This window comes from Paenibacillus thailandensis (assembly GCF_042685365.1).
GTDB lineage: Bacteria > Bacillota > Bacilli > Paenibacillales > Paenibacillaceae > Paenibacillus_AP > Paenibacillus_AP thailandensis.
Map to the genome: position 1 here is coordinate 1 of NZ_JBHUMY010000009.1, position 11891 is coordinate 11891.

At 52.8% G+C, this 11891-nt stretch carries 8 protein-coding genes; all 8 read right to left on the bottom strand.

What is annotated here, in order from left to right:
* Positions 1 to 281 precede the first annotated feature (281 nt).
* A complete protein-coding gene (locus ACFSW5_RS09915; protein WP_379272134.1) occupies positions 282 to 1319 on the bottom strand; it encodes a glycoside hydrolase family 53 protein in 1038 nt (345 codons plus the stop codon).
* Positions 1320 to 1410: 91 nt separating this feature from the next.
* Positions 1411 to 2289, bottom strand: coding sequence for a carbohydrate ABC transporter permease (locus tag ACFSW5_RS09920; RefSeq protein WP_379272137.1), 879 nt, complete (start codon positions 2287 to 2289; stop codon positions 1411 to 1413).
* Positions 2290 to 2307: 18 nt separating this feature from the next.
* The gene (locus ACFSW5_RS09925) at positions 2308 to 3201 is read right to left on the bottom strand and encodes an ABC transporter permease (protein ID WP_379272139.1); all 894 of its coding nucleotides are present in this window, start codon (positions 3199 to 3201) and stop codon (positions 2308 to 2310) included.
* Between the two features lie 495 nt (positions 3202 to 3696).
* Positions 3697 to 5403, bottom strand: a complete 1707-nt coding sequence (locus ACFSW5_RS09930) for a sugar ABC transporter (RefSeq protein WP_379272294.1) — start codon at positions 5401 to 5403, stop codon at positions 3697 to 3699.
* Positions 5404 to 5515: 112 nt separating this feature from the next.
* Complete coding sequence (locus ACFSW5_RS09935) at positions 5516 to 7156, bottom strand: response regulator transcription factor (protein ID WP_379272142.1); 1641 nt, start codon at positions 7154 to 7156, stop codon at positions 5516 to 5518.
* Positions 7153 to 8934, bottom strand: coding sequence for a sensor histidine kinase (locus ACFSW5_RS09940; RefSeq protein ID WP_379272144.1), 1782 nt, complete (start codon positions 8932 to 8934; stop codon positions 7153 to 7155). Before ACFSW5_RS09940 ends, ACFSW5_RS09935 begins: the two co-directional genes overlap by 4 nt.
* A 140-nt stretch (positions 8935 to 9074) precedes the next feature.
* Positions 9075 to 9569 carry a hypothetical protein gene (locus ACFSW5_RS09945; RefSeq protein WP_379272146.1) on the bottom strand — a complete coding sequence of 165 codons (495 nt, stop codon included), beginning with the start codon at positions 9567 to 9569 and terminating at the stop codon, positions 9075 to 9077.
* A 104-nt stretch (positions 9570 to 9673) separates the two neighbouring features.
* Entirely contained in the window at positions 9674 to 11665 is a 1992-nt protein-coding gene (locus tag ACFSW5_RS09950; protein WP_379272296.1) for a bifunctional diguanylate cyclase/phosphodiesterase, read from the bottom strand.
* Positions 11666 to 11891 lie beyond the last annotated feature (226 nt).

Consider the following 11891-nt stretch of genomic DNA (forward strand, 5'->3'; position numbering starts at 1 on the left):
CGTTTTTCTCGCGACAACGAATGTTATCTTATCACATCCGTTTCGCTCGTGCAAGCTTTTTTTTTCAACCAATTTCGACCAACTTTCGTTTGCCGTTATTGATTATTTAAGCTTGTCCGTCGCGTTTCTCGCGACCGGAATTAGAATATAACACAGCTCTCCGACATAATGCAATACTTTTTTATAAAAAAATTAGTCTTACTTATAATAAACCGGTACGGACTAGGCCGCGCCGGTTTGTCTCTTCCTTATATGCTTGTCTCCAAGAAGCAATACGCCCGTTAGGAACTGCGGAACAGCTCCAACGATTCCAGCTTGTTGCCTTTGAAATCGAACATCGTCAGATTGGCCCAATTGTTCTCGTGCCCGACGGACCATTCTTTCTTGGCCGGAATCCAGCAGGGCTCCCAATAATAAAATCCCGCGCCAAGACCTCCGGGCGTTTCCTGTATGATCTTCACGAAGTCCGCCAAATATTGCGTCTGTCCGGACGGCGTGGCGGGATAACCGACATGGAGCTGCTCCTCCTGCTCAACGATAAACCGTCCTTCCGACGTATCCAGCGTCCATGGGTAAGCCGTCTCGACCACAATGATTTCTTTGCCGTATCTTTCGGCAAGGTCGTGCAAATTGTTCCTCAGATCGTCCAGCGTCCCGTGCCACCATGGATAAAAGGAAAGTCCGATCGTATCGAATTCGACGCCGTGCCGCTCGAACCGGTCATAGAACTTTCGGCTGGACGCGTTGTCCCCGCCCCGGTCGATGTGAATCATGACGTTGATCGAAGGATCCACATGCCGCACGGCGGCAATGCCTTGCTTCACCAACGCCGCAAAACGCTCCCATTGCGCGTCCGTATCGAGCTGTCCGTCCACTTTGCCGTCGTCCCACAGCATGCCCGGCGTAATTTCGTTGCCCACCTGCACCATGTCCGGCAGCGTTCCTTGGGCCTTCAGCTTCTCCAGCGATTCCTTCGTAAAATTGTACACCGCTTGGCTTAAACGGTCGAAAGTTAAACCTTCCCACGCTTTGGGCTTGGTCTGATGGGCGGGATCGGCCCATACGTCGGAATAATGGAAATCCAGCAAAAAATGAAGCCCTTTCTCCTTGATCCGTTTTGCCATGACCAGCGTACGCTCCAGATTGCACATCCCGCCCGGCGGCTCGTTCCATAACCGGAGCCGAATCGAATTGACGCCGTTATCTTTCATAATCTCAAGGCAGTCCTTCCGGACCCCCGCTTCGTAAAAAGCTCCTCCGGCCTGTTCGATCTCATCGAGAAACGATACGTCCATGCCGGCAATAAATGATTGTTTCACCGTGTAGTCCTCCTTGGATTAGCAGCCTTTCCAAACTGAAAGCCGCTTCGTTCAGTAGCGTCCGGAGCGCCGCAAGCCACTTCGTCACACGTTATTCCTTAACGGAGCCGACAACCAGACCTTTCACGAAATATTTTTGCAAGAAAGGGTAAATGAGCAGTACGGGCAAGGCGCCGATAAAGATTTGCGCCGCGTTGACCGTCTTTTGCGAGATGAGCTCCATCGTCTTCGGATCGAGGCTGATCGTGCTCATATCCCGTTGGATGATAACCGTCTGCAGAAAGGACGCAAGCGGATATTGGTCCGGCGAGGTCGTATAAAGCAACCCGTCGAACCACGAATTCCAATGGAAAACGATGCTGAACAAGCTAAGCGTCGCGATCGCCGGCTTCGATACCGGCAAGAAGATCGAAAACAACGTACGGAAATGCCCCGCCCCGTCAATCAGCGCCGCCTCCTCCAATTCCTTTGGAATGCCGCGGAAGAAGTTCATCATGAGAATGGTCAAATAAATGTTGACCGCCCCCGGGAGAACAAGCGCCCAGAAGGACCCCATCAGTCCAAGCTTCTGAATGACAATATAGAAAGGAACAAGTCCCCCGTTGAATACCATCGCGAACACGAAAATCCAGGAATACACGTTTCGGCCTTTAAACTGCGTATTTTCTCTGGAAAGCGGATAAGCCGCCAAAAAGGCAAGGAATAAAGTAATCGCCGTGCCGATAACGGTACGCATGACCGAAACGGCGATCGATTTGAGAAAAGCCGGATTGTCGATCGTTTTTTTGTAAGCCTCCGTCGTAAAATCAATCGGCCAAAACGCTACCAGATTGGCGTCAGCCGCCGATTTGGCGCTGAACGAAACCGCAAGCACATGGAGCAGCGGAAGAACGCAGAGCAGCGATATGACTAGCAGCCCCGCATGATTGAAGATGGAAAAAATCCGGTAGGGTATCGTTTTATGGTACATCTGCCGCCACTCCTTTGATTAGAAAATCCGATAGTTCGCCCATTTGTAGGCTAACCGGTACGAAATTACGATTAAAATCATGCTGATGACCGACTTGAACAGGCCGACCGCCGTTCCCAATCCCATATCCCCGCTCAAAATGCCCGTCCGATAAACGAAAGTATCGATAATATCGCCTTTGTCGTACACAAGCGGATTGTACAGGTTAAAAATTTGGTCAAAGCCGGCATTTAAAATGTTGCCGAGCGCCAGCGTGCCTACGACGATCGCCATCGGAACCATCGACGGAATCGTAATGTGCAGCGTCTGCTTCCAGCGGCTTGCTCCGTCCACCTCCGCCGCTTCATATAACGCTGGGTTGACATTGGCGAGAGCCGCAAGGAAAACGATTGTGCCATAGCCGAATTCCTTCCAAATATCCGTCACGACAACGGTAACCCTGAACCAGTCGCCGTCGCCCAAGAAAAAGACCGGCCCCAAGCCGAGAAGCGCCAGCCCGCGGTTCACAAGGCCTCCGTCCGCCGACAATATATCGATCAAAATGCCGCCCAATATAACCCATGAAAGAAAATGCGGCAAATAAACGAGCGTTTGCACGAAACGTTTGAACAGCTGCTTTCGGACTTCATTCAAAAATATCGCAAACGTAAATGGCGCCGCCAAATTGAAGATGATTTTAAGGACGGCAATGATTAGCGTATTCCATATAACCTGCAGGCTGTCTTCACGCTCGAACAACAACCGGAAGTTGTCCCACCCGACCCATTCCGAATCCAAAAAACCGAGGGCAGGCTTATAATCCTGAAACGCCATCACGATGCCGGCCATCGGCAGGTAGCTGAACAGCAGCAAAAAAACAAGAGACGGCAGCACCATTAAATGAAAGGGCCAATACCGTTTGAGATGACTCATAGCGTTACTCCTCCTGCATGCTTTATCATGAATATCCCAATTATAGCAACGGGCCGTTCGGGCTCGAAACATGACTAAACCAACATTGATGGCACTATTGCAACTACTTTTAAACCTCCCCCACCCCTCCAAAGGAGGGGCTCCAAGGGCATGCGCCCTCTGGACACCCCAATTAGCGTGCCTGCCGCGCGGCCGTCTTCGACAATCCATCGAGCGAGCCCCGCGTTGTCCTGACGGACAAAGCTCCCTTTCCCGCTGCTTAAGCGACGTTGTGCCTTAGGGAGCAAACTGCCACTCTCTCCGTGCTATTGTTACGTTCCGCAAACCCTCGCATTGTCCTAAAGGACAAAGCTTTACTTTTCCTTAAAGGACAAGCCCCGCTCTCCATGGAGGACAAAGCTTCACTTTCCGTCTCCTTGCTAGTCCTGCGGACAACGCCTAGCGTCTTAGCTCTAAACATAAAAAAGGCCCGCGCTAAGCGCGGACCTCTTGGCGTTATTGTTTGACCGAAGCGTACCATTCGTTGACTTCCTTGGTGATTTGATCGCCGCCGGATTTTTTCCACGTAGCGGCAAAGCTGTCGAACTCGTCAGGCGATTTTTGGCCGTAAATGATTTCGTTAAACGTTTGAAGCTCGATTTTGTTCAAGTAATCCATCTTCGTCTTCATCGTTTCGGTCGTCGGGCCCGTAAACATGTTCATGTAGGCGATATCCGCTTGCGCCATAACCACTTTCGCGGCCGCCGGCGTCTCCTTGCCCCAGTTGTTGACAAGGTCCTTCTCCATGCGGGTCTCCGGCGTCTTGCCGTCCGCCAGATCCATCAGCACCTTCATTTGCGCATCCGGAATGCGGGCCGCGTCGCGGACGAGGAAGTAACGCATGACGTTGACGTCGCCGCCCGGAATATCGTCGAGGTATACAGGGTTGCCGTTCGCGTCCAGGTCGTAGTCGTAGCCTTTGAATATGCCGATATCATATTGGCTGCCCGGCTGTGGATTCGCGATGTTGTCGAACATATAGTTCTGGTACGTAAACAACGCTTCCGGATGCTCCATGTCTTTGTTGATCAAAATATAACCGTTGCCGAAAGGCGTTCCGTGGCGTCCCGCTTTGCCGTCCGGACCCGTCGGCAGCGCGATCGGCTTCCAGACCGCGGACGGAACGTTCTTGACCGTATCTTGAAGCGGCCAGCCGCTCATCCAGTACGGGCCCGGGATAATGCCCGCCGTGCCCGCAACCGCCGGCTCGGCCGTTTTGTTCTCGTCCCAAAGCGCCGCTTCCTTCGGAATGTAGCCTTTGGTGTACCATTCGTTCAGCTTCGCCAGCCCTTGCTTCATGCCCGGATTAACCGAGCCGTATTCCAAAGTGCCGTCGGCGGCCACGTTCCACTGCTGCGGAATCGTGCCGTATGCGCCGAACACCCAGGAAGGATCGCCCATCCATGTGTTCATCGAGGATTTGAAGCCGATGCTGAGCGGAATGACTTTATCCGGCGACAGGCCGTCCGGATTGTTGTTTTTGAAGGCGTCCATCACTTGCTCCAGCTCTTCGATCGTCGTCGGGGCCTTCATGTTCAGCTTGTCGAGCCAGTCTTGGCGGATCCACAAAATATAATCGTTATTGTAGGCGTAATCCAGCACCGGGATGGCCATTTTTTCGCCGTCGTGGGTAACCGGATTCCACACCGTCGGATCGAGCTCCATCGCCTTCTTCCACGTCTCGTTGGCGTATTGGTCGAACAGCGTGCCTACTTCGCGGAAATAACCCGAGTCAAGCAAATCGGTTATCAGCTGCTTGTCGTTGTTGCCGACGACAAGCACGTCCGGCATTTTCTGGCCGGAGGACATCGCGAGGCGCAGCTTGGTCGCGAAGGCGTTATTCGTGTCGGTGACCGACCATAACGATTCGATCTTAATGCCGAACTGCTCCAGCGCCCATCTGGTCGCTACGTTGTTTTCGATCGTTTCGCCGTTTTTGAATGTGACTGCCGGGTCTACGCCCCAAGCCGTCGTAATCGTAACGGGCGGATCGTATTTGTCTTTAAGCACGTTTTGTTCCGGCGCGGCGCTTGCCTCGCTCCCGCCGTTCGTTTCGCCTGCGGATTTGTTATTGTTGCCGCTGCAAGCAGCGAGCACCGTTACGACAAGAATGAGACTAAGCGCCAGCAGCGTCTGTTTCTTGAAAGCGCTAAACATGGTGATGCTTCCCCCTTCATCCGGCTTATATAGGACTTGCAGATTCATTATAGGATGGATAGGGGAGCAGTCCTATGACAATAAGCGAATATTTCTGCACCTTTTACAACCTGTTCGGTCATTGATCCCGGAATTCCTGCGGCGTCATGCCGTAATGCTTCCGGAATATTTTGCTGAAATATTGCGGATTCTGATAACCGAGCTCCGCGGTAATTTCGTAAATTTTTTTGCCCGTAAACTTCAGCAGGTAATGGGCATGCTCCATCCGCATCCGGATGATGTAATCGCTCAAGCTTTCGCCGGTTTCCGCCTTGTATACCTTGGACAAATATACCGGATGCAAAAAAACTTTGTCCGCGATCGTCTTGACCGACATATCCTGACCGTGGTTCGCCGCAACCAGCTCCTGGACCCGGCCGACCAGATGGCTTCGCGAATACGTGTCGCTGGCCGACAGCTCGGCTCGCAGCCGGTTCAGCATGCTTAACGACCAATCCGCGAGCTTGTCGATGGATTGGATGGCGGAAGGATTCAGCAGCATATCGATGCCCGAATGATCGATTTCGTAGATGAATTGGCCTTGCTTGTGCGCGCTGTACATAAACGCGTTGGTGACGTACAGGAACACCTCGTACAGATGCTCCCTCGTATGCGGCGTCTGCCGCAAAGAGCGGAACAAGTCTTCGATTTTCCCTTCGGCCGCCTCCCACTGCTTGGACTCCAGCAGATGAATGAGCGTCGGCGGCTTGTACATCGCTTCCGTCATGTTCGGCTGCCTCTCCGCGCCCGTTCGCCGGTCCTCCAGGAAAACGATCGAGCCGTCGCCCGCGCCCGCTCCGGCGTACAAAGCGCTGACGCAGCGCCGGTAAGCGGAGCCGATCTCCTCCGGAAACGCGAACCAGCCCGACACGAACAAGGACAGCTTGGCCTTTAAATATTTGCCGGCCTGCTCGCGGAACTGTTCGGCCGCCTCCTCCAGCAGCCGCCGCAGATCCCGGTCGTAATGCGCGGAATGCTCAAGCTCCTTCCGCACGTCTTCCTTCAGCTCGGCCACGACGATCAGACAGTCGTGCGGCGCTTTGCCGTGCCATACTTGCATGGCCGGAGCGAAAACTTCTTCCGCGATGTTCAGCACGGCGTACTCCATAAGCGCCATGCTGCTCCGGTCGGACTGATCGTAAGGATTGCCGTATTGAATCAGCACCATGACGGCCGGCGTATCGAGCGACAGCGGAATTTCGTAATTCAACAGCTTCTCCCCGAGCGCACGATGCGACAGCTGCCGTCCGAGCAGCAGATCCTCCAGCAGGTTGTCCCGCAGGACGCCGATCTCCGATTTCAGGTTGTACTGCAGCCGGTGATGCCGCTCCGCCTGTTCCCATTCCAGCCTGAGCGACTCGATCGATCGGGCCAGGCTTTTGGTGAATTCATCGTCATCGACCGGCTTCAATATGTAATCCGCCGCCTGAAGCTGAATCGCTTTTCTCGCATATTCGAAATCCGAATATCCCGTCAGCAGCATGCAGCGGATATGAGGCCATCTCCCGGTCGTCTGCTCGATCAGCTCAAGTCCGGTCATCCCCGGCATACGGATATCGGTAACCATAATGTCGATATCGTGTTCTTCCAGCACCCGAAGCGCCCCGGCGCCGGAATCGGCGCGGTGAACGCCCGATACGCCGAGCTCCTCCCAAGGAATCGTAACCGCCAGGCTTTCCGTTACATAAGCTTCGTCGTCTACAAGCAATACGTTAATCACGCGGTCTCCCCTTCTCTTGCCCGTTCGTCCGCCGCAATGGACGGCCAGTTTCGTTTGTCCGCCGCGGCAGGCAGCCATTTGATCTGAATCTTCAAGCCCCCTAGCGGCGAATTCGCCAGCTCGATGCCGGAGCTTTCTCCGAAACGGAGCTGCATGCGCTGCTGCACGTTCCACAGCCCGTAGCCGAGCTCGTCCTCCTTCGGCCGCGACAGGCGGTATTGAAGCGCAAGCATTTTTTCCGACGTTAAGCCGATGCCGTCCTCCTCGACCGCAAGCACCGCCTCCGTGCCGTTATAGGTACCGGTAATGCGAATTCGCCCCGCTTCCGGATAAGGCTCGATACCGTGCAGCACCGCGTTTTCGACGAGCGGCTGCACGATGAGCGGCGGAATCGGGAGCGACTTCATCGGCTCCGGAATTTCGATGACATAAGACAGCCGGTTCATCCGCATCTGCTGGATATTCAAATAATTGCCGACGAAACCGAGCTCCTCCGCAAGCGGGACGAATTCCTTCTCCTGGCGGGTCGTATACCGGTAGTAATTCGACAAAGCCTGGCTCATCGCCACGACCGACTGATAATTTTTCAGCTTGGCCATGCTCGATATAAAGGAAAAGCAGTTGTAGAAAAAATGCGGGTTGATTTGCGACTGAAGCTGCTTTAGCTTTGCTTCCCGCACGTGGATTTGCTCCAAATAAACTTTTTCGAACAGCTCCTGGATTTGCTCGACCATTAGGTTGAAGCGCGTAAACAGGAAATGGAACTCGCTTTTCCGCGCGTTTTTCGGCGTCAGGCGGACGGAGTAATCGCCGTTCTTCAGCTTCTGGAAGCTGACGACAAGCTGCTTGATCGGCACCTGCACCTGGCCGTACAGCATATACGCCAGCAGGCAGCACATGAGCAGCAGAAGCCCGACGATCACATAAAACAAACGGTTGGTCTGGTACACGGGGCCCAATACGTCGGACAGCGGCATGTAATCGATCAAATACCAGCCCGTCGACTGGGATAACGCGATGTTGACCATGTACTTCTTGCCCCCGAGCTCGACAAGGCGGCTGTCCGCGTCTTGCGGCAAACCGTTGTCGCGCAAAATGGAAGCCAGCTCGAGCGCAAGCTCCCGGTCCGACGTTCCGTTGTAGATCGACCCCAGCTCCGGATGATAATAAAACGGATCGCGGCGTCCGTCCCGCTTGAAGCCGTCCAGCATTTCCGCAATATTGCTGCTGTCGAAGCCGACTTCGATAATAAGGCCCTTGTCGTATGCGTTGTACGGCAGCGAAGTCATGAGCGAGAAACGGTAGCTTCCGGACTCCCCGAGCGGCTCGACCTGCCAGCCCGGCTTCATCCTTCCTTCCAGCTCATCGAGATCGTAAGGCCTTGCATCGTTGCTCGTAATGACGCGGCTCAGCTGCGGCGAATAAATCGCCAGACTGCTTCGAAAGTCGGACGAGCTCTGCTGGATGCTTAGCTTCGTCTGAATTCTTTTAATGAGCGAAATCGTCTTCAGATCGAGTTGGGTTACCGGTTCGAAATAATCCCGCAGCTCCGAAATGTCGGGATCCTGAACGAGCAGGTTCGACCAAAGCCCCATCGTGTCGATCGTCGAATCGACCTGATCCTGAAAAAAGCTGAGCTGGTTCGTATTCGACCGGTTCAGCTCTTTGTCCAGCACCTGCGTGCTGATGTTGTTGGAATAATAATAAAGCCCGATAATCGGCAGCAGCATCATAAGCAGAAGACCGACGATTTTCGAAAATAGGGTTACTTTAGGCATAGGCTTCCCGCACCTTGTTTCTATAATTTAGCAGGCTCCGCGCAAGCGCAGCTGATTTCGCCCTATTATAACCCGCCCCCGTAAGCGTTCACAATTACTATTTTGATAGATTTATCCTTCCCCTTTAACGATAACGCCGTTTATTTGCGAAGAAATCCGTCCACCATTTCGTTCATGGATTTTACGGTCGTTTTTTTGTACTGCAAGCCGAGGCGTATAACTTTAAACTGCTGTCTGCGGGAAAGCTGCTTAAAGCGCGGCTGCTGATTGAGGAAAGCGCGGATAATCGACAAGCTTTTGGCCGGGGTCCGATCGCGGTTTAAGTGAGGAATATCCGGTTGCGACGAGTTTCCCCGAAGCCGGAAACGGTTCGCGAAGAAACCGAAGCTTGCCGCGGCCTTGCTCTCGTCCACTAGACATGGCACCGTTTTTTTCTTCGTATGCTGCTTGAAGTATTCATAGTGGTTTTGGCCGCCGACGACGACATAACCTCCGTGCTTCCTGCTTTTGCGGACGATAAGCAAATGCATGAAATCTTGCGCGGCAATGCGCAGCTCCTTGATGCGCCTGGTCGGTTGAGCGGAACCGCCCGCCTTGATTTTGCTCAGAGGGATATACTGGACCGTGTATCGCATATCCATCCTCTCCTCCGGATCTTGTCATGCTCAGCATATGACCGGGCGGCTTGGCCGGTGACAAGGGAGGGGGCGGTTTAATGCCGGATAAGCCTCCGGAGAGGCTAAGCATCGGCCGCGCGGTCCGCCCACTTCATCACTTCTTCGCTTTTCATCGGCTTTCCGTAGAAAAACCCTTGCATCACGTAGCAGCCGAGCTCCGTCAAAAAATCGATGTGCTCCTCGTTTTCAACGCCTTCGGCAATGACATCCAAATTTAACTGTTCGGCCATCAGAACGATCGCATGAATAATCGCCCGCTTGCTCGGCGTTTCCAAATCGTTCGTAAACAGCCGGTCCAATTTCAGGGCGTCGATCGGAATCCGGTCAAGCAATCCGATGGAAGAATACCCCGTACCGAAGTCGTCCATCGACACCCGCACTCCCAGTTTGCGAATATCCTCCAGCTGGCTGATAATATCGTTTAAATCGTATAACACCATCGACTCCGTAATTTCCAGTTCGAGCATTTGGGGATCCAGCTTCCATTTTTGAAGCACATGAGTGACCAGTTCAACCAAGCAGTTCGTTTGAAACAGCCTGACGGACAAATTGACCGATACCGGCTGGTGAATCCCTTGCGAATGCCATACGCTGCATTGACGGCAGGCTTCTTCCAAAGTCCATCTCGTCATGGGGATAATAAGGCCCGTCTCTTCCGCAATCGGAATAAATTCGCCCGGAGCGACCAGCCCCAGCCGGGGATGCTGCCAACGAAGCAGCGCTTCAAAGCCGTATAGCTGGTTCGTCTTTACGTTCCACTTGGGCTGATACTCGATAAAAAATTGCCGCTGCTCCAGCGCCAGCTGAAGATCCTTCTCCAATTCCATCTTCCGTACCTCTTGAACGCCCATCTCGTCCGTATACACGCAAAATTGGTTTTTGCCGAGCTTCTTCGCTTTGTACATGGCGGTATCCGCCGTTTTGAGAAGAATCGATGAATCCGATTTTAGAATCGTGCCGATACTGATCCCGATGCTCCCGGTAATATGCAAATCGTTTCCGTCGATGCGAAACACCTCTTTCAACGTTTGCAAAATATCTTTGGCAAGCTGCACGGCTCGTTCCTGATCGCATCTTTTTACAATAAAAAGAAATTCGTCGCCGCCAATGCGAAACGCTTGCTGATCGCTTCGGACAAATCGGCCCAGCCGTTTGCCGACTTCCTGTACGAGCAGATCGCCGACATTATGTCCGAGCGTGTCATTGATGGCCTTAAACTGGTCCAAATCCAGAAACAGGACCCCGACGCTTTCGTTTTCGGCGTAAGTATTGAAGAAACGATTCATCTCATTGCGGTTGGGCAATCCCGTAATCGTATCCTGGTAGGCCATTTTCTCCAGCACGTACCGGTCAAAAAACATGGCTCCCCACGAGATGAAAAGCATAATAAAGATCGTTACCGTAACCCCGTATAGAAGAAAAAGATCCACGGAATGGCCTGCCGTCGCCATGTCGGCATGCCCGTAAAATTTCGCCGCTTTCATTCCCGTGTAATGCATGCCGCATATCGCAAAGCCCATGACGACGGCGGACAGCCACTTCAACCCGCTTGTCGAAGCTTGATTGCGGAAACGTATAAACAAAAAAAGGGCGGCGTAAGAAGCCATTAACGCGATGATCGCCGATAAAGCCCATAACGATCTGTCATAAACCAATTCGAGAGGCATGACCATGGCCTCCATCCCGGTATAGTGCATAGCCACGATGCCGGTGCCCATAATAAACCCGCCGACCGCAATATGATACCGGTTAATTTGTTTCGGCATCGTAATATAAAAGGCGATGAAGGAGGCGATGACGCTGGCGGCCATCGAAAGAAGCGTAAGCCAAATATCGTATTTTACGGTCGAATGCAGGTGAAACGCAAGCATGCCGACAAAATGCATGGACCATACCCCGTTGCCCATCACCAGGGCGCCGGCCGCAAGCCAAAAATAACGAACCTTTCCGCTGGAATATGAAATCTTGGCCGTTATGCTTAACGCCGAATATGACGCCAATATTGCAATAACCATAGAAAGAGCAACAATATAGTAGTTATAGCTGCCTTCCATATACATGTTCGAATCACTCCATTCCATGTTCCTGTCGAATTCTATTATCTCATGAAGGTCTATATAATTTCTCGACAAACATCGACGAATGTTCGACATGTCCGCCGGAAGGACGTAAGCCGGCGGTTTCGGAGACCTATGTACGCAGGTAGGATCAAACAATGAAGAAAAAAATAACCAGTCGCCGGATCGTTTCCGGCGACTGGTACATGACTTTCAATTAGCT

Coding starts and splice junctions, on each gene's coding strand:
- ACFSW5_RS09920 (WP_379272137.1), bottom strand. CDS start 2,289: ATGTACCATAAAACGATACCCTACCGGATTTTTTCCATCTTCAATCAT.
- ACFSW5_RS09925 (WP_379272139.1), bottom strand. CDS start 3,201: ATGAGTCATCTCAAACGGTATTGGCCCTTTCATTTAATGGTGCTGCCG.
- ACFSW5_RS09940 (WP_379272144.1), bottom strand. CDS start 8,934: ATGCCTAAAGTAACCCTATTTTCGAAAATCGTCGGTCTTCTGCTTATG.
- ACFSW5_RS09945 (WP_379272146.1), bottom strand. CDS start 9,569: ATGCGATACACGGTCCAGTATATCCCTCTGAGCAAAATCAAGGCGGGC.
- ACFSW5_RS09950 (WP_379272296.1), bottom strand. CDS start 11,665: ATGGAAGGCAGCTATAACTACTATATTGTTGCTCTTTCTATGGTTATT.